Annotated in this window: 20 protein-coding genes; 5 read left to right on the top strand and 15 right to left on the bottom strand. The window is 60.1% G+C overall.

The features are described from left to right. Window positions 1–204 precede the first annotated feature (204 nt). The 14 genes from E1297_RS10420 to E1297_RS10355 all read right to left on the bottom strand — a co-directional run bounded on the left by E1297_RS10420 (window position 205) and on the right by E1297_RS10355 (window position 11,547). Window positions 205–582, bottom strand: a complete 378-nt coding sequence (locus tag E1297_RS10420) for a DUF6362 family protein (RefSeq protein WP_368669514.1) — start codon at window positions 580–582, stop codon at window positions 205–207. Next, window positions 575–775 carry a hypothetical protein gene (locus E1297_RS10415; RefSeq protein ID WP_155137673.1) on the bottom strand — a complete coding sequence of 67 codons (201 nt, stop codon included), beginning with the start codon at window positions 773–775 and terminating at the stop codon, window positions 575–577. Before E1297_RS10415 ends, E1297_RS10420 begins: the two co-directional genes overlap by 8 nt. Continuing rightward, the gene (locus E1297_RS10410; RefSeq protein WP_155137670.1) at window positions 772–1,257 is read right to left on the bottom strand and encodes a hypothetical protein; all 486 of its coding nucleotides are present in this window, start codon (window positions 1,255–1,257) and stop codon (window positions 772–774) included. The genes E1297_RS10415 and E1297_RS10410 overlap by 4 nt, the downstream gene beginning before the upstream one ends. Window positions 1,258–1,599: 342 nt before the next feature. After that, window positions 1,600–3,927: a PriCT-2 domain-containing protein gene (locus E1297_RS10405; protein WP_155137667.1), complete on the bottom strand. Its 2,328-nt coding sequence runs from the start codon at window positions 3,925–3,927 to the stop codon at window positions 1,600–1,602. Further along, window positions 3,927–4,151: a DUF6511 domain-containing protein gene (locus E1297_RS10400; RefSeq protein WP_155137664.1), complete on the bottom strand. Its 225-nt coding sequence runs from the start codon at window positions 4,149–4,151 to the stop codon at window positions 3,927–3,929. The genes E1297_RS10405 and E1297_RS10400 overlap by 1 nt, the downstream gene beginning before the upstream one ends. Next, window positions 4,148–5,887, bottom strand: a complete 1,740-nt coding sequence (locus tag E1297_RS10395; RefSeq protein ID WP_155137661.1) for a DEAD/DEAH box helicase — start codon at window positions 5,885–5,887, stop codon at window positions 4,148–4,150. The genes E1297_RS10400 and E1297_RS10395 overlap by 4 nt, the downstream gene beginning before the upstream one ends. Next, window positions 5,881–6,825: a PD-(D/E)XK nuclease family protein gene (locus E1297_RS10390; RefSeq protein ID WP_155137658.1), complete on the bottom strand. Its 945-nt coding sequence runs from the start codon at window positions 6,823–6,825 to the stop codon at window positions 5,881–5,883. The genes E1297_RS10395 and E1297_RS10390 overlap by 7 nt, the downstream gene beginning before the upstream one ends. Further along, the gene (locus tag E1297_RS10385; RefSeq protein ID WP_155137655.1) at window positions 6,825–7,187 is read right to left on the bottom strand and encodes a hypothetical protein; all 363 of its coding nucleotides are present in this window, start codon (window positions 7,185–7,187) and stop codon (window positions 6,825–6,827) included. The genes E1297_RS10390 and E1297_RS10385 overlap by 1 nt, the downstream gene beginning before the upstream one ends. 64 nt (window positions 7,188–7,251) lie before the next feature. Further along, on the bottom strand, window positions 7,252–7,752 hold the full coding sequence (locus E1297_RS10380) for a DUF669 domain-containing protein (protein ID WP_155137652.1): 501 nt from the start codon (window positions 7,750–7,752) through the stop codon (window positions 7,252–7,254). Window positions 7,753–7,771: 19 nt separating this feature from the next. After that, window positions 7,772–8,518: an ATP-binding protein gene (locus E1297_RS10375; protein ID WP_155137649.1), complete on the bottom strand. Its 747-nt coding sequence runs from the start codon at window positions 8,516–8,518 to the stop codon at window positions 7,772–7,774. After that, on the bottom strand, window positions 8,518–9,003 hold the full coding sequence (locus E1297_RS10370) for a hypothetical protein (RefSeq protein ID WP_155137646.1): 486 nt from the start codon (window positions 9,001–9,003) through the stop codon (window positions 8,518–8,520). Before E1297_RS10370 ends, E1297_RS10375 begins: the two co-directional genes overlap by 1 nt. A 10-nt stretch (window positions 9,004–9,013) precedes the next feature. Continuing rightward, window positions 9,014–9,223 (bottom strand): AlpA family transcriptional regulator, encoded by a 210-nt coding sequence (locus tag E1297_RS10365; RefSeq protein ID WP_036175309.1) that lies wholly within the window; start codon window positions 9,221–9,223, stop codon window positions 9,014–9,016. Between the two features lie 172 nt (window positions 9,224–9,395). Then, window positions 9,396–10,328, bottom strand: coding sequence for a hypothetical protein (locus E1297_RS10360; protein ID WP_155137643.1), 933 nt, complete (start codon window positions 10,326–10,328; stop codon window positions 9,396–9,398). Further along, window positions 10,321–11,547, bottom strand: coding sequence for a hypothetical protein (locus tag E1297_RS10355; protein ID WP_155137640.1), 1,227 nt, complete (start codon window positions 11,545–11,547; stop codon window positions 10,321–10,323). Before E1297_RS10355 ends, E1297_RS10360 begins: the two co-directional genes overlap by 8 nt. A 161-nt stretch (window positions 11,548–11,708) precedes the next feature. On the opposite strand from E1297_RS10355, the gene E1297_RS10350 reads away from it, so the two are divergent. The 5 genes from E1297_RS10350 to E1297_RS10330 all read left to right on the top strand — a co-directional run bounded on the left by E1297_RS10350 (window position 11,709) and on the right by E1297_RS10330 (window position 15,563). Then, window positions 11,709–12,029, top strand: coding sequence for a helix-turn-helix domain-containing protein (locus E1297_RS10350; protein ID WP_155137638.1), 321 nt, complete (start codon window positions 11,709–11,711; stop codon window positions 12,027–12,029). A 2-nt stretch (window positions 12,030–12,031) separates the two neighbouring features. Beyond that, window positions 12,032–12,946, top strand: a complete 915-nt coding sequence (locus tag E1297_RS10345; RefSeq protein WP_155137634.1) for an ImmA/IrrE family metallo-endopeptidase — start codon at window positions 12,032–12,034, stop codon at window positions 12,944–12,946. A 396-nt stretch (window positions 12,947–13,342) separates the two neighbouring features. Beyond that, the gene (locus E1297_RS10340) at window positions 13,343–13,843 is read left to right on the top strand and encodes a DUF2924 domain-containing protein (RefSeq protein ID WP_155137632.1); all 501 of its coding nucleotides are present in this window, start codon (window positions 13,343–13,345) and stop codon (window positions 13,841–13,843) included. Next, the gene (locus E1297_RS10335) at window positions 13,843–15,183 is read left to right on the top strand and encodes a recombinase family protein (RefSeq protein WP_155137630.1); all 1,341 of its coding nucleotides are present in this window, start codon (window positions 13,843–13,845) and stop codon (window positions 15,181–15,183) included. Before E1297_RS10340 ends, E1297_RS10335 begins: the two co-directional genes overlap by 1 nt. Then, window positions 15,180–15,563, top strand: coding sequence for a hypothetical protein (locus E1297_RS10330; protein ID WP_155137626.1), 384 nt, complete (start codon window positions 15,180–15,182; stop codon window positions 15,561–15,563). Before E1297_RS10335 ends, E1297_RS10330 begins: the two co-directional genes overlap by 4 nt. 3 nt (window positions 15,564–15,566) lie before the next feature. Here the strand turns inward: E1297_RS10330 and E1297_RS50260 are convergent, their stop codons facing one another. After that, a complete protein-coding gene (locus E1297_RS50260; protein ID WP_244327715.1) occupies window positions 15,567–15,995 on the bottom strand; it encodes a DUF3883 domain-containing protein in 429 nt (142 codons plus the stop codon). Window positions 15,996–16,811 lie beyond the last annotated feature (816 nt).

The raw sequence follows: 16,811 nt of genomic DNA, 5'->3' as shown, positions 1-16,811 counted from the left end.
GCGCTGCGCCCCCCAGCATACATTTTCGGCTGGAAAGGAACCGGACAATCAGAAGGCGGGCCGGTTGGGCTGTGAGTGAACTTGCGGCCGGAAACGAAAACGGGGAGAGCCGTCTTCCAACGCACTCTCCCCACCGTGCCTAACAGGTAGCACGAAATCGTTGCAGATGTCGAACACAAAAGTGTTGCAACACATTGGGGTCATTCACGCATTCAACCGCGAGGCAATCTTGGTCAGTGCCAACTTCCAGCGCCGCCATGCGGTGGTGCGGTCGCAACCGAGCTCGCAACTGATTTGCTTCCATGGTATGCGGGCCGCGCGCCGCCAGATCAGCCGACGTTCGGGTTCTTCGATCCATAGCACCCAGTCGAAGGTTTGTTCGAGCCGGGTGATTGCTCCAGCAGACGGCCAGATACGCATGGGCTGCGATTCCATTGCAGCGATCTCGCGGCTGGTCCGTAGGATGTCGGGCCAGCTGTTGAAATAACCCTGCACTTTCACTGGCGGCAGCTTGCGCAATGTGCGGAACGCCTCCTCGAAGTGTTTGGCAACGTCATCGGCTGTCCATTCGCTATCAGCCACGGCGCGCCTCCCTTTCTGAAACGCGCGGCCCATAGAGCTTTTCGCCGATCTGACGAACCAGTTCCCGCTCTGGCCAGGTTAACCGGTCATCATCAGCAGAAACGGCTAGCACACCCTGTTCGCGCCATCCGTCACGTTTGACCCGTTCGGGATCTCGGCGATGACCGCCATAGCCTTTGGGAAAGTAGCTCATGCCACACCTCCCTTGGTTTCGATTGCCCAGTGCAGGATGGCGATGGCGTCGGCCTCGTTGTCGTCCGCGGGGCTGTATCCTCTGGCCCTTGCTTCTGCGATCATGGCGGCCTTGTTGGCATTGCCCTTGCCGGTTGCGTAGCGCTTGATGGTGCCGACCGGCACACCCTCGTAGGGAATGCCACGCATTTCTGCCCAGCTCGTCAGGGACGCCAGCAGCCCCCCATAGACATGGGCGGCATCGGTGCCTGCATGACGGCGCACCTCTTCAAACCAGATGGTGCCAATCGGTCCGCTCAGCCGATCCAGCTCGTTCAGCCAGTTAGTGAATCGTAGATAGCGCATGCCGCCGCCATCGTATCGGCCCGTTTTGAACGACGCGGTGCCTGTGGTGATCAGTCCGTCAAGGCTGCGGAGCGCCCAGCCCGTGGTAGTGCCAAGATCGAGCGCGAGGACGGGGCGCGGTTTTAGCGGTTGGGTCATGATGACCTCCTCTTCGTTTTGCCGGGCGCGGCGAGAGAGCGTGCCGGTGAAGGCTGCGGTCTCGCCAGGCCCCGAAGGGTGGTCTGGTCATGTCAGGTGCCGGGCGAAGGGGCGCCCGGCAATATTTCTAGACTTCAAGGCAACTCCCTTGAAGCAAGTCTTGGGCTAAGCCCTTGGTAACCTGATACAATATATATATTTCATATTATTATATAGTTATAGAGGGGGGACTCTTTACTTATATCGCGCAGGCACACACCCGCGTAGGGAAAGAGTGTCCTCTTGAAAAATTGAAATAAGCCAAGCTCCTGATATTTGTCATTCGGTTCAGATGGTTATGGGTCAATTGACTTCTTTTTGAGAGATTTTGCGCCCTGAAGCATCTCGCCAGGGACCGGCCCAGCGTGCCATCCTGTAAATCATGGCTTTGCGGCCGCCAGTTTGCCGCATGCCAGTGGTGATGTCGCCGGTTTCGATCAGGGTGAGCAGGATTTCGTTGCGGTCGCGTGCCTTGAGCCATTGGGACGCGCGGGTGATCCCGGATTTGGTGATCCCTTTGGCCCCGGCGGCACGGACGATTTCCTTGATCCGCTTCAGATGGGCTTCCGTCTCGGTATCGGCCACGTGCCGCTCGATGGCTTCAATTGTTTTTGCCGAGAAATGGCGCACGAAATCGATGGCCCAATTAGCGGCAGCCTCATCGATGACAGGGTGTTGCGGGTCGCGACCGACGGCCACGATCAAAGCCAGCTTGAGGGCATTTTCTCCAATCCGGGCGAGAATGGCTGTGAAGGCTGTGCCGCGTGCGGCTCGCAATTCCGCCGTCAATTCCTGGCTCAAGGTATTGAACCGGGTCTGTGCCCCGCCAGTCATCGGCACGGTTGCGGGGTTGACTGCCGTATTCTGGCCAGCTGTCTTGCCAGCGAGGTTTCCGCTTTGAAGACCGCCTCCAGCCGCCAGGCTCTTGAGCCCACGTATCAGCGGATGCGGTACCTGCCGGATCCCGGCTGTCATGTTTTCGTCAGGATAGTCCTCGTCGCTTGGCAAGATCAGGAAGCGGGCAAGTGACCCGTCGATCACATTGGCTCCCCGCAATGCGCCCCAGAAATGGACGGGCGTCGTCGTGCCATAGACACACAGGCAGGGCTGAACGATGTCGCGGCGTTCGTTCGAGCCGTCCCGGTTGGCGTATTCGGCACCGAGGAAGATGCTCCCTGCCGCCGTAAACAGCTCCGTCATATTGTCGAGGATTTCGGTGATGTGGCGCGGGCTGCGTTTGCGGTCTGCCGCAGCTGACAGGAACATGCCGAATTCATCGATCTGAAACAGGATCGCGGGCTGGCGATGCAGTGCGGTCAGTAGTCCTGCGCCGGAGGCGATCTTGTTGCCACCGAGGTGATGGGCGAGTCCGGCCTCGAAGAACACCTCATTGATGATCTCCCGTGCGTGGTTCTTGCCCGACCCGCTATCGGCGATGCCGATGATATAGAGGTTTGAGCGCAGATTGCTTTCGGTCCGGTAGTTCCGTCCCATGAGCGCGCCGATGGCACACAGACTTGCCCCGAGTGACAGAAGCGGCTGCGGCCGCCGCGCGGTCGACAGCATGTAGGCGGTCAGATCCCCGACCAGCCCGTCCGGCATGTGTAGCGCGTAGGCGGTGTGATCGTCCGTTTCCGTGCCGGGTTCCAATATATCGCCCAACTGTGACAACAACCCTGCTGCGGGGTGGGGTTCCGCGCAATCCGTGGATCCATCCAGGTGCAGCGCTGCGTCTGGCTTCCAGCCGCGCTCCAAGGCGAGATGATAGATCGTCCCCGCGCCGATCCGGTCTGGTTTGAAGCTTGTCCAGGCCTTGAGCGTGGTCGCCGGCACGTCCTTGGCGGCCTGTGCGGACCATTGCGCAAAGACATCCTGGCCGTCTTCACCAAGCGCGCCTTTGAGCGCCATGCCGATCCGCATCCAACTGTCGTAATCAAGCTCGGCATTTGGCAGCCATTCGAGAGCCGATTGAATAGCCGGTAGCGTGCCTGTCTGGCTGTGCCCGGTGAGATGTGGGTGCACGGCGGGCGTCACCGCGAACCCGCGCTGGCGAACCGCTTCCGGAAGCATTGCCTGAGCCGCCTCCAGAAATGCCAACGCCTCATCGGCCGTGATAGCCGGGAGGTCGGCGATATCGAGGTCAGCCAGACCTTCCTCGGGCCAAATATAGGATGCGCCTGTGTCGGGATGGGTGGCATAGGCCAGAAATTGTTGTCCGAGGCAGAGAACCTCGAGCGGATGGCGTTTGATGCCACGAAACGGTTCTGCCGCGCGATAGACCAGCAAACGCTTGGGGGCGCGTCCGATGCGCAGCGCTGGTGTGTCACCAAGGCGATCGCGCGCCAGCTTCTCGATCTCCAATGCGAGCTCAGCATCTTCGGCAATGTCGATGTCGATGGCGGCAACACCGCCCCCAACGAGCCCGACACCGCAATCGGGCCAGGCAGACCATGTCCCAACTTCAACTTCGGTCGTGGGACGCGCGGCATGGCGGTTCCATTCCGGGTAATCCACCCAGGTACCGCGCTGGAAACGGCCGGGCTTCTTGGTGCCGGGCGCAATGGGCAGGATGGCGTAGCCATTGGTGACAAGCCGCGCGCCGTAGCGCGCCATGTGAGAGAAACTCTGCATCAGAAAGGCACCTCCGGCACCGTGCCGTCGAGCCGGGTGCGGTCCCGCGCAGCAAGTTCGCGCAGGTGATCGCAATACCCGGTGACCACGACATCAATAAATTGATCCCATTCGGTCACGCTCAAGGTCGCGAGATCGGATTTGCAGATGCTCTCCAGAAAGGCTCCGCCTTCCTGGCCACCAACGGTCATCGCTTCTGTCTCGTTGGGTGTAGGATCGATCATGCCCGTCCTCCCATGGCAGATTTCCTGACACGTCCGGCTGCAGAGGAACTTGCGGCTTTGGTCTCGTCGCGGGTCCGAGACGGGTAAGACAGGGTCGAACCAGCCAAACCCGCGAGGTTGCCGGTGGCAGACGGCGCAGAGGCCGTTGTGGAATGCGTGCATGGGTCAAACCTGTAGCCGGTGATCTCGACATAGCGGCCCGATGGACGGACCGCGATGTGGCTAGGACGGGTCAAGCTGCGGGACAGCACCAGCGCCTCGTTCACGTTGCATGGCATGGGTTGACCGGATGCGCGTTTGCGCCACCAATCTTCTGCTTTTTGCCGCGCGTAGCCCTGATGCTCGAAGCAGATCCACTCCTGATAGGTCGTGATCCCGCAGCTATAGGTCACCTTCAGCGAGGGCCGACCGCCCCGCTTGTCATGGCGGCTGTAGGAGATGTTGCTCACGGCGACCCATTGTGGTGTCTTGGGCGACAAGACGGGCAAAGTGGCTGCGGTCGGCGCGATCTTCACTTCCCGGGCCGGGAACACATAGCCGCAATCCGGACATTCTGACGCCGAGAGTGCGATGATGCTGTCGCAGTCCGGGCAGACCTTGGTCGGCGCCTCGCCGCCGCCGCCGTCACCGGGGCGTTTGGGCCGGACCAGATCGATCGGCCCGTGGCGGCGGACATTGCCTGCGAAGTCCAGCACCAGGCAGTTCTCCTTGCCCGGCGCGAGGCGGGTACCGCGCCCGACCATCTGCACATAGAGCCCGGCCGATTGCGTCGGACGAAGGAGCGCGATCAGGTCGACGCCCGGCGCGTTGAAGCCGGTGGTCAGCACGCCCATCGAGGCCAGCGCCCGGATTTCTCCGCGCTTGAAGGCGGCGAGGATCGCATCGCGTGCCTCCTTCGGCGTGTCACCGAAGATCGTGCCGCAGCTGATGCCCTGGCGGCCGAATTCCTCGGCCACATGGCGCGCATGATCGACACCCGAACAGAAGGCCAGCCAGGATTTGCGGTCACGGCCATGCTCGATGATCTCGGTGACGGCCGCGCGGGTGATGGCGTCCTGGTCGACCGCCGCCGCCAGATCGCGCGCAATGAAGTCGCCCGCGCGGCAGCCCACCTTCGATACGTCCAGCCGGGTTGCGGGCTGTTTCGAGACCAGAGGGCTCAGATACCCCGCGTCGATCAGCTCGCGAACCGGGGCCTCATAGGCGATGTCGGTGAAAAGCGCGTTCTGCCCCTCATGCAGCATGCCGCAGTCGAGACGGAACGGCGTGGCGGTCAGCCCGATCACCTTGAGCGCCGGGTTGATTGCCTTTAGCGCGTCGAGGAAGCGCCGATACATCGTGCTCGATTTGCCGGGGATCAGATGCGCCTCGTCGATCAGCACCAGATCGGTGTGGCCGACCTCCGCGGCACGGCGGTGGATCGACTGGATGCCCGCGAAGAGGATCCGCGCCTGAGCGTCGCGCTTGCCGAGGCCCGCCGAATAGATGCCCGCTTGAGCATCGGGCCAGAGGCCGATCAACTCCGCATGGTTCTGGGCGATCAATTCGCGGACATGGGTCACGATCAGGATGCGCTGATCAGGCCAGGCCTTCAGCACCCCCTCGATGAAGGAAGCCATGACAAGCGACTTACCGCCCGCGGTCGGAATGACCACCAGCGGATTGCCGGTGTGGGTCTGGAAATAGCCGTAGATCGCGGTGATCGCTGCCTGTTGATAGGGGCGCAGGGTCAGCATGGCGCAGCCTCCTGGGAACGAGCTTCGTTTGTCCAGGTCGAGCCATCGGCCAAGCGGTAGGTGACGACATCGTCGCCCGCATCGATGACCTCGCCCGGGATGAGATCGGGGATGAAGAGATGGCGGCCGCAGGCCGCGCGTTGCTCGGTAGGCGTCAGCATCCGGTCGTGGCGGGCGCAGTGCCAACCACCGTCGACCGGCGTCGCATGCAGGCAGGACCGGCAGGTCACCGCGGCGCCACCGCCTTCATGGCAGGCCGAATGGTGATCGCAGAACCGGCATTCGAACCAGGCCGGGTCCTCGCTGATCCGCGCGGGCGGATGCTGGGCGAAAATGATCCGCCCGGCTTTTCCCAGAAGACGCTCCGCCATGGCACGGTCCACTTCGATGCGTTCGACATGCAGCGCGTCGGTGTCCTTGCAGACCGCGACGTAGAGGGCGCGCGTGATGCCCGTCAGGTACATGTAGATCTGCATCTGCGCGGCATGTTGGGGCTTGGCCAGAACCACGCCCTTGGCGGTCAACTCGTTGAAGCTCTTGACCGAGTGGGTCTTGAATTCCAGCACATGCCAGGTCTTGGGCGCTTCCAGGAGCCCAATGGCAACGCCGTCGAGCGAGCCGCCGAAATGGCCGCCATGGGCCTCGACCCGGAACTGGCGGCCGGTCTCGGGATCGACCTCGAGCACGGTCGCCCCGGTGGCACGCAGGTTGCGCACGAGCCGGTCCTCTTCCAGCTGGCCCGTTTCGAAAAGGCGCAGCAGGCGGCCGGAATGGCGCGCGGGCGTGATCCAGCGGAAATCATACCAGAGCGCCCGGGCACAGGATTTGCCGATGATCGACGCCCCGAGGTGATCGCGGAAACCATCGCCCTGACGGGCCTCGTAGTCGGCATAGATCGCCGTAAGGGTCGGCGTGGGGGCTTCGGGAAGCTCTACCATCACAGACCCTCCCGTTCGGCTCTCGCCTGTGCATCGGTCAGAATTCCATCCCAGGTCTCGGGATCATGGCGTTCCCGCAGGATACCGATCAGCGCGTCCTTGAGCTTTTCGCGGCGACGGCGGCCGGTGCCTTGGGCGAGCAGTTCCGCCCGCTCGCGGCACAGGTGGCGCAGAGCCGTGCGGGCCCGGTGGAACCAGTCCGGATCGATCGGCTTCTGGCCGCGCTGGCGCGCAAGGTCGGCCGTCGCGATCTGCGTGCGGATCTTGGCGATGGAATCATCGAGTTCGATCAGCCGACGCTGGGCTTCGGACAAGCCGGGGTTGTTCACAGCCGCAGGGGCTGCGTTGGTCATGTCAGTCATGGGAGTATCCTCAGATGGGGTTGCGCGCTGCCCCGTCAGTCAGGGCGCAAGGCAGCGCGAAGGCTCAGCCCTTTTTGTTCCAGGGCGCGGAGGCCATTTTCGACGGCACCGAAGAACCGGCCGGATCGGGCACGGGCTTCGCCGGGCGGCCGGCCGGGGCCGAACCACGCTCGGGCGGCCGGTAGGCAATCGCGTTGCTCTCGCCGTAGCCGTTCTTTGGCGGCCGGATCTTCACCTGGATCGTCATGGGGATCAGGTGCAGTTCCTCGCTGTCGTTGACATGCATCCGGCCCGTGGCGTGACAGATCGCCGAGAGCGTGCGCTGCGCGATCTCCACCGTGGTCGGGTTCGGGTTCACCAGATTCAACTGGTCGAAGATCTTCCGGCCCTTGTGCTCACCCTCAAGGATGTCGAGCATCAGCCAGAGGAACTGACCCATGCCGTTCTTCGTGACGCGCATCTCGCTCTCGACGATCTGGGCGCGGTATTTGCCTGCGGGCAGCAGCTCGTAGGCTGTGGTGGGCTCGACGCTGGTGGCGTCAAAGGACGTGTCGAAACGTGCCATGGTCTTGTCCTTGTACAGTTCATTGGGATTGGGGCATGGCCGCGAGAAACTCCGGCCACATCAGCGGCAGGGTGTCCGGCAGACCGTAACGGTTCTTGGCGAGGAAGGCGGGGCGCTCTTCGGTGTGCATGACGCGTGCACCCGACCCGAGCGCCCGGGTCACCTTCTTGTTGAAGCCGACATCGGATTTGGCGACCGAGATCTGGTAGTTGGCGAAGAGCACCACGTCCGAATGCTCCTGCAGCAGCGCTGAGGCGCGGGTCTGCAGCTTGATCACATAGCGGTCGTAGGGCTCGTGCTCGGGGCTGTCGAAGCGCTTGATGTCTGTATGGGCAATCTGAATGACCACCATGCCTTTGCGGTCCCGCAGCGCGTTGAGCTTGTCGAGATATTCACGCCAGATGGTCAGCGCCTCGGCATAGCCCTTCCCAAACCCCGGCGCCTCGATCGAGGCCCAGCCGTTGCGCTTGCAGGCCTCGGCCCAGATCAGCGGCTCGAGCCAGTCGACGCTGTCGACGACGACGGTGCCATAGTCGTGATCTTCATCCAGCAAGGCGTCGAGCGCTTCTGAGACGTCGGAATAGCCGGTCGCCAGCGGAAAATGCGGGACCTGCAGCTTGCCCAGACCATCTTCGGTCATGAGGAAGACGGGCCGGTCAGCATCGGCTGCGAAGGTGGATTTGCCGACCCCGGCCACGCCGTGGATCAGGATGCGCGGCGGCCGAAGCACCGATGCTGTGCGCAAGGAAGCAAGCGAAATGGCCATCAGCGCACCTCCTCGTTCAGCACCAGGCGGAATTTCGGCTTGCCGGTGCGGACCGTGCGCGCCGGCTCAAATCCCTTGCGCCAGCTCTCAGGAAGGGCTGTATACTTGCGTTCCGACACCTTCAGCGTAGTTTCGATGAACTCCGCCGGATCCTCACCTGCCGAGGCAATGTTCTCCGCTATCTGCGCAAGCAACGCCTGGTCCCAATCGATGCGTTTGGGGAGATCAGCGGTCACGGTGACATTGCCATCGTTGAGGCGAACCATGCCGGTATCTTTTCCGGCTTCACGGCGGCACTCCGCTGCCCGGTCGCCGTATTTCAGCGCGATCGCGCCTTCGAGCCAGTCGGACACCGTCCTGGCCCGGTGGAGGTCCTGCTGCGCCGCCTCTTGCAGCAAGGCCAGTTGATCGGCGGGAAGCGCAGCGATCTCGCCGACGGGCATGGCGGGTATATCCGCCAGTGTGATGTGGTTTGGGATCGTCATCGCAGCCCCCTTACGCTGACATCGGGCGATGAGGTTCGCCGTCTGCACCACGGATCTGCTCGGCCTCGAATGCCTCGACGTCTTCAAGGCGGTAGATCACGCGGCCGCCGAGCTTGATGAATTTCGGGCCTTCACCCGTCCACCGCCAACGCTCCAGCGTCCGGTGCGAGATGTTCCAGCGAGCCGCCAGCTCGATCTGGGAAAGGTGCCTTGTCGCCATGTAAACCTCCTTGGGATTTCTGCGAATAGTTGCGGGTTCAACATGGCTGAGGGCGTGGGAGGCGTTGGGGAGGCAGGCGGGAGGCAAATCGGGAGTTGCTGCGAAAACCTGCCTCAAAGACAAAAAAAGCCGCCCCAAAGGACGGCCTTTCAGTGCAACGGCGATGATCCGATCAAGGATCAATCCAGCAGTTTCCATCATCTATTTCAATGAAACGGTTCCAATCGTTCCGGCGACCGAAGGCTTTTTTCAGCGTGTTGACCTGGCCTCCGTAGCCTGCCTCCTCCAGAACGACTGCCACGCGAAGAGCGGAAGAGTTTTCAGACCAGTAGGCTTGGAAAAGGAGCTGCAACAGTCTGCGCTGCTTGTCCCCGCCGAACGTCAATTTTTCTCCGCGGTGCCACACCATCCCGCAATCCTCAGAATGATCAAGCGGGAACCGACGTTGGACCTGTTCGGGGAACACCCGCGCCCCGAGGGTCTGCGGCGAAATCGCGAGCTCAGACAGATCACCTGCGACATCCGCGACACTGATGAAGTGATTTCGCTTCTGGGAGGTCTCCGGGATACGCCCATCGGCTGTCGAGGTCAGGATGATGCGGATTTCCTGTGGCGGCTTGCGTGAGATCAGCGCCTCGAGCTGCGCCCAGACACGCGGATCACTGAGTCGCCGGGCAAACCAGACGGGCACCGGGGCCTTCGCCCCGGCCAGCTTGATGGTTCCCGCATCAAAGATGAGATCGGCGTTCAAGGGTGTTGGACGGGAAGGCCCGGCACGCTCGAACGCCACCAGCATCTTGGCAAGTGCCAGGCCATAGTCGACCCCGCATGCCGCGATGTCCTGATCGGGCACCGTGATCCAGCGGCCAGCGCTGTCGTGATAGCCGTATGCTTGCAGTTTGGCCGACCAGGTCGCCTCAATCAACTCATCTTCGTAGTCATCCATCCCCGCAACGACCGGGACATGCCCGCTCGTAACCAGCAGCTTTGCCTTCAACAATGTGTCCGTCGTAGCGTGCGAGACTTGGCGCAGCGCCGAAACCTGAAGAGACGGGCTGCGAGCTTCCATGGCCCGCAGCAGAAGGTCGACAGCACGTTTACTCAAGGACGTCGCCTTCGTCCTTGTCATCTTTCAGAATGCCCCAGAACCGCAGGTACTTCTCGCCGATCAGGCGCTCTTGCTGCGTCATGTCCTTCAGGTTGCAGCCATGCGGCATGGTCACGGTCAGTGACAGAGATTTTCCGCGCCCGCCGGACGGACCGGGGTGGAACTTGATCGTGAAACGCGCCCGCGTGATCACCCATTCCGGTACCTCACCGGTAATTTCGTGAACGAAGGAACCTCTGCCGATGTCCAGACCAATGCGATGCTTGGCCATCTCCCAGATCGACCGGTCCGCGCCCGACATGGACTCCAGCGTGATGCGCTCTTTCGCATCCCCGAGATCCATCAACCGCAGTTCCTTGACCGTCACCTTAGCGATCCCGTCTGCCGGATCGGTCGGAAAATCGAACGGCTGCAAAAGCATGCTGAGATCGTATTCCCGCAGCGGCAGCTGCTGGTTCGCGTCAATGGTAATGCCGAGCAGGTCCCTCGCCATGAAACGCGTGAGATCCATGCGATCCTCGCGGGTCTTGGCCACGACCTCGATCACTCCGGTCGCCGCCTCATAGGTCAATGCAGCTTCAAACACCGGTTTGACGATGCGGCGGGACAAGGTGCTGTCGGCATCGAAACCCAGCATGTCCTCGGGGCGGCCTTCACGGTAGATGGCCACCTGAACGAGTTCGCATTCTTCGCCGTCGAGGATCACCCGGTGCCGATCGAAGATGTCGACATGCACATTGGGTGTTTCAAACCGTTCACGAATCGCGGCAATGAAAGCGGCAAGCGAGATCGAGTCTTTTTTTACATCAAGACCTTCGTCGACCCCAAAGCCATCCCAGGATCGCCCACGCCGACGCTCGTCGTTGTAGCGAACTTCTTCAGCAAGCCGGAACCGGTCGTTTTCGTTCAGGAATACCCAGAGTGAGCGATTGTTGGCGCCCTCAAGTCCATCGAATGCCAAGCGGTTCTGGACAACATTCTGCAATGCATTCTGGCCAGGTTCATCTGCCAGAGCCGCCACGCGATCCGCGTCCAGTAAAACCCGCTGCCTTTCATCGTTTGACATCGCGTCAACGGCCTTGATCAATGGTTCTACCACTTCGGGCTCGGGCTTCAGCCAGTCGATTGGTGGAAGGGAAGTGAACCCGGCAGTTGTGAAATAATCCTGCAGGCGCGTCACAGGGGTCTTGCGAAGAAAAGCGGCAATTGCGGTCATCAGTGGTCTTTCTTGGTCAGGGTGGGAGGACAAATTCTCCAAAAGGTGGTACGATGTTGTTCGATATATACCGAACAAGTTGCAGAGTCTACACTTGCAACACAATTTTGTTCGATATGTCGAACGACAGTCCTGCAACCAAGGAAACCCGGGATGATACGATGACCACCTCCCTCGGCGCCAAGATCAAGCGCCACCGTCAGGAAAAGGGATATTCTCTCGACAAGCTTGCCGAGCTTTCCGACTCAAGCAAGAGTTACATCTGGGAACTCGAGAATCGCGATACGAGAAAACCTTCCGGCGAAAAGCTGACAAGTATTGCCAGGGCTCTTGAAGTCACGACGGATTATCTCCTCGACAACAGCGATGAACCCGGCGACGAAGTTTTGAAGGAAGCTTTTTTCCGTAAATTCAGTAAGCTGGACCCCGGAGACCAACAGAAGATAAGCCAGATGATTGATATGTGGGGTAAGAAGGATTGAATTTGCCAACGACGCCTCAGGGCTGGGCTGCCAAGCTGACCAAAATCCTGCCCATTTATCAGGCGGCGCATGGGATGCCTCGGTTTCCCATTGATGTGGCCTCCATTGCAAAGGATTTTTCGCGTCAGTATTTTCCGGATGCTCCGATCACCGAGGTTGATGGATTGGAGCTCTCCAAAGGCGTCGAAGGCATGTTGATGCCGGTTCCCGAGCATCCCGGCGAATGGGGGATCATTTATAACAAAACCATCCGCTCGCAGGGTCGGCGCAACTTTACGCTCGCGCATGAGTTGGGCCATTATTTTCTGCATCGTCCGTCCCATCCCGGAGGGCTGACATGCACTAATCGTAATATGAGCGATTGGGATGCAGGCCGAAACAGGATCGAGGCGGAAGCGAACACTTTCGCCTCCTACCTGCTGATGCCGTTCGACGATTTCCGGGAGCAGATCAAGGGCAGGGGCGTCGACTTGGACCTCATGACCGGGTTGGCGGACCGTTACGCTGTTTCGATGACGGCCGCGATCCTGAAATGGATGACCATCACCGACAAGCGCGCGATGATTGTGGTCGGCAAGGAAGGGTTCATTGATTGGGCCTGGAGCAGTGAGCCTCTGTTGAAATCCGGAATCTTCTACCGCGCCCGGCAGACCGTGATCGAGTTGCCGCCAGCCTCACTTGCCGCTTTGGAGGTGGATGCCGATGAAGGCCGCCACGGCCATGATCACCCGGCTGGGGTCTGGCCTGGCTCCGAGCCCGTGCGCGAGATGACCGTGTTTTCACCCAGCAATGATCTGATGACGATTTCGTTGCTGCTCTATCCCGATCATGCTCCCTCCCGATGGGACACTTCCGATTTTGAGGAAGAGCCAATTCGGGACAGTTACGACAGGTTCATGAGTAACCGGACGGGCTGATTCGTCACGGCGGTCATGCTCGCCGCGTTAAACACAACTGTTTCCACTGCGCAGGGCTTCGCTACAGTTCGAATACGCCGCCCTTGTCTTCAACATATTGATTTACTTGAATTATACCTGATTTCGCGACACACTTCCCCATCACATCAATCGCGAAAACAACCATGCCCCTGCTCACCAAAGGCCCGCTATCCGGGCCCAATCCCCTATGCCCGGAACGCATGTCCGCCGACATGCGCATTAGCGAAATTGGTCGCATTCTGGCGGCCGGTGTCATTCGCCTGAATTCTGAAAAGTCCAGTCCATTATCTGCCGCCACCGGAGACAGTTCCGTGGACTCTCCGCCCCGAAAGAGCGTTGGTCGTCGGAGAAAACCTATCCGTGTTGGAGGAGTTGATGAAGCATCATCATAACAAGACACAGTCAAAACCGGGACAGGATGCGGGTCTCGACCAGAGCGTACTCACGCGGCTTGCGGGGCTCAAGGCCATGAGCGTGAAGAACCTGAAAGCAGAGTGGGAGAGGCTTGCCGGTGGTGGCGCGCCGAACAACAGCCGCGCTTTCCTCGAATCGCGCATTGCCTACCGAATCCAGGAGCTGGCCTATGGCGGGCCCGATCCGGAGACCCGTCGTATGCTGGACCTTCTGGCTGACGAAGTCGAGGGGAGTGTTCGCCGGAAGCGCCAGATAGCGGACCCCCGCAATCCGGTTGCGGGGACGAGGCTGATCAGGGAGTGGCATGGCGTGGAACATACGGTCACCGTGATGAAGGACGGCTTCGACTGGCAAGGCCGCAAATACAAATCTCTTTCACGCATTGCGCGCGAGATCACTGGCGTGCGCTGGAATGGATATCGATTCTTCGGACTGCAGGCTCGCAAGAAGGATCAGCGGTAATGGATACAGGTTGCGTTAAAGGCCGTCGCCTTCGCTGCGCGATTTATACCCGCAAGTCGAGCGAGGAAGGACTCGATATGGAGTTCAACAGTCTTGATGCCCAGCGGGAGGCCTGCGAAGCCTATATCGCCAGCCAGAAATCCGAGGGCTGGGTTGCCACCCGCGACCGCTACGACGACGGCGGTTTCTCGGGCGGCAATCTGGACCGCCCCGGGCTGAAGCAGTTGATCGCCGATGTCGAAGACGGCCTCGTTGATGTGATCGTGGTCTACAAGATCGATCGCCTGAGCCGTGCGCTGATGGATTTCTCGAAGCTGGTCGAGGTCTTCGATCGCAACGGCGTTACCTTCGTCTCGGTCACGCAGTCCTTCAATACGACCACCTCGATGGGACGGCTGACGTTGAACATCCTGCTCAGCTTCGCCCAGTTCGAGCGTGAGGTCATCGGCGAACGCATTCGCGACAAGGTGGCAGCCTCGCGAAAGCGGGGGATCTGGATGGGCGGTTACGTCCCCCTCGGCTATGACGTACAGGATCGCAAGCTTGTAGTGAACAAAACTGAGGCTGCCACGGTTCGCAGGATATTCGATCGGTTCGTGGAGCTGGGCTCCGCAACCGTTCTGGCGCGCGAATTACGCAAGGATGGCGTTCTTAGCAAACAGGGGACGCTTATCGAAAAAGGCTATCTTTACCGCATACTGAAGAACAGGGTCTATCGTGGCGAGGCTGTTCACAAGGGCAAAGTCTATCCGGGTGAACACGATGCGATCGTCGATCAAAGGGTTTGGGATCAGGTTCATGTCATTCTTAAGGGCAATCGTCACACCCGGGCGAGCAACAGCCGCATGCAGGAGCCAGCATTGCTCAAGGGGCTGATGTTCAGCGATACTGGAGCGGCCATGACGCCGACGGCAACGAGGAAAGGCGCAAAGCTCTATCGTTATTACGTGTCGATGGATGTGATCAAGAACCGGACGCAGGAAGTCTTTGCCGGTGACGATCCTGCGCCGGTGCGCCTGCCCGCTGGCATGGCTGAAGACGCCATTGTAAGGGAAGTGCGCCGGATACTTCAAACGCCCGAGGTGGTGACGCAGGTTCTCGCCGCCCTCAAGAATGAAGAGGCCCAGTTGTCCGAGGCAAATGTCATCGCCGCCCTGCATGACTTCAACATGCTCTGGACAAAACTGTTTCCTCGCGAGCAGGCGCGGATCATCCAACTGCTCGTCCGGCGTATTACTGTGACTGCCGAAGGGCTGGAGGTCGACATCCGCCGCGAGGGGATAGCCGGCGTCATCCGTGAGATGGTCGCCCCGCAAGACATGAAAGACGCTGCCGAATGACCGGTCAACACAACACTATCCGCATTCTGATCCCGCTCAAGCTGAGGAAGAAGAACGGCCGCCCAAAGCTCATGGTGCCTGCAAGTTGCAGTCCGAGCGCCGACCGTACACAGGACCCTCATATTCTGCGCGCGATTGGTCAGGCTTGGAGCTGGCGCCGGCGCATGGAGGCAGGCGAGTTCGCTACTATAAAGGAGCTAGGCGAGTCCGTCGGCCTTGCCGAGCGCTATGTCAGCCGACAGCTTCGGCTTGCCTATTTGGCGCCGGAGGTTCTGAAGCTCTTGACCTGCGCCCGCGAGGCCCCGGCGATCAGCTTGCGCGATCTTTCCAATCTGTCAACAGCGACTTGGCAAGAGCAGGTTGAAAGGGCGTTTCGCTGACCTTCAGTTGAAACTCGCCTGAAATGACGTGGCTGTCAGCGAGACATGGGCATCAAGTGGCGGATACAATTCGAAGGCCTTGGGTTCTCGCGAGAAGCCCCAGATCCGGAGCAGACACCACTCTGAGCGCCGTTCTTCCGCTACCGCCAGTTCGTTGCGCGTGACATGAAACGGAGTCCGCTCCCAACCATTGGTGGTTTTCACTTCAATCAAACGTGACCGGCCATCCGGTGTGAAGCTCGCAATGTCATAGCCTGCACCGTCTCCGTCCTCCTCTGAGACCCATCGGACTTTGCGCGCCAGGTCATTACGTCCTGCAGTTCGCAATGCCGAGCGTTCGTGCACCAGAATAAGTTCCTCTCCGGCGCGGCCGAGAGCCCGATTCCGTGCGTCCCGATCCGCCACGTCGAATTTGCGGGCAATGTGGAGCATTTGCTCGAGCTCTTTCGGGGGCTCTCGATTGGACGTTGTTGGTGGCGGGCCAATCCATATTTGAGTTGCTTCATGCAATTGGTTGGTTTGGACCGCTGAGGGTGTGCGAGCCAACCAACCCGGGTTCTGTGCAAGCCAGCGCGCCACGGCGTCCAGCAACGACAATTGAAAATTGAACGCAGGCTTGTAACCGGGGATCCAGTCCTCCCCAAGACCCTTCAGAACCGCACTGATGTTTTGGTGCTTGAATTCGACAGACCCCTCTGAACGATCATTCAAAATCGGCAGAAGAGTCCGCCGATGCTCGGCTTTGCTATAGCGCCGGCCGGCAATGTCGTCTGCCAACATTTCAAAATAATCTGCAACGATCAGATCGTTTTCAGAATCAGTCCAAGGTCCGTTTGACATGTGGCCAGGCTAGGGGCGGAAAACCCTATTGTCATCGGAAACGTTACGCAAATCCACGACCTTATGCGAAGTGCCTCGCCGCCTGTGTTACGCCCTTGATCGTTTCAGTTACCGGATGGAACGGTTGCAACAAAGGCGCAGTGTGATTTCGTATCACTATTGAAAACAATGAAACTTTTGAATCCGACCCCCAAAGGTCGAGGTGCGGTCGGAAAGAGACACAGGGCCTACAGAGACCGAAACCGGACAGGCATCCGGTCTCCGAAGGGCGGATGGTTTTCGCCAAACCCCTTTGACACATAAAGAAAAAGGCCCCGCAAGGGACCCGAATGCAATTTCGCAATGAAGTTAGTGGCGGAAGGGGTGGGATTCGAACCCACGGTACGCTCTCACGCACGGCGGTTTTCA

Source organism: Roseibium sp. RKSG952 (assembly GCF_009711355.1).
This window is presented reverse-complemented; position numbering and strand designations above follow the sequence as displayed.

Coding starts and splice junctions, on each gene's coding strand:
- E1297_RS10415 (WP_155137673.1), bottom strand. CDS start 775: ATGAGCTACTTTCCCAAAGGCTATGGCGGTCATCGCCGAGATCCCGAA.
- E1297_RS10410 (WP_155137670.1), bottom strand. CDS start 1,257: ATGACCCAACCGCTAAAACCGCGCCCCGTCCTCGCGCTCGATCTTGGC.
- E1297_RS10405 (WP_155137667.1), bottom strand. CDS start 3,927: ATGCAGAGTTTCTCTCACATGGCGCGCTACGGCGCGCGGCTTGTCACC.
- E1297_RS10400 (WP_155137664.1), bottom strand. CDS start 4,151: ATGATCGATCCTACACCCAACGAGACAGAAGCGATGACCGTTGGTGGC.
- E1297_RS10395 (WP_155137661.1), bottom strand. CDS start 5,887: ATGCTGACCCTGCGCCCCTATCAACAGGCAGCGATCACCGCGATCTAC.
- E1297_RS10390 (WP_155137658.1), bottom strand. CDS start 6,825: ATGGTAGAGCTTCCCGAAGCCCCCACGCCGACCCTTACGGCGATCTAT.
- E1297_RS10385 (WP_155137655.1), bottom strand. CDS start 7,187: ATGACTGACATGACCAACGCAGCCCCTGCGGCTGTGAACAACCCCGGC.
- E1297_RS10380 (WP_155137652.1), bottom strand. CDS start 7,752: ATGGCACGTTTCGACACGTCCTTTGACGCCACCAGCGTCGAGCCCACC.
- E1297_RS10375 (WP_155137649.1), bottom strand. CDS start 8,518: ATGGCCATTTCGCTTGCTTCCTTGCGCACAGCATCGGTGCTTCGGCCG.
- E1297_RS10370 (WP_155137646.1), bottom strand. CDS start 9,003: ATGACGATCCCAAACCACATCACACTGGCGGATATACCCGCCATGCCC.
- E1297_RS10365 (WP_036175309.1), bottom strand. CDS start 9,223: ATGGCGACAAGGCACCTTTCCCAGATCGAGCTGGCGGCTCGCTGGAAC.
- E1297_RS10355 (WP_155137640.1), bottom strand. CDS start 11,547: ATGACCGCAATTGCCGCTTTTCTTCGCAAGACCCCTGTGACGCGCCTG.
- E1297_RS10350 (WP_155137638.1), top strand. CDS start 11,709: ATGACCACCTCCCTCGGCGCCAAGATCAAGCGCCACCGTCAGGAAAAG.
- E1297_RS10340 (WP_155137632.1), top strand. CDS start 13,343: ATGAAGCATCATCATAACAAGACACAGTCAAAACCGGGACAGGATGCG.
- E1297_RS10335 (WP_155137630.1), top strand. CDS start 13,843: ATGGATACAGGTTGCGTTAAAGGCCGTCGCCTTCGCTGCGCGATTTAT.
- E1297_RS10330 (WP_155137626.1), top strand. CDS start 15,180: ATGACCGGTCAACACAACACTATCCGCATTCTGATCCCGCTCAAGCTG.
- E1297_RS50260 (WP_244327715.1), bottom strand. CDS start 15,995: ATGCTCCACATTGCCCGCAAATTCGACGTGGCGGATCGGGACGCACGG.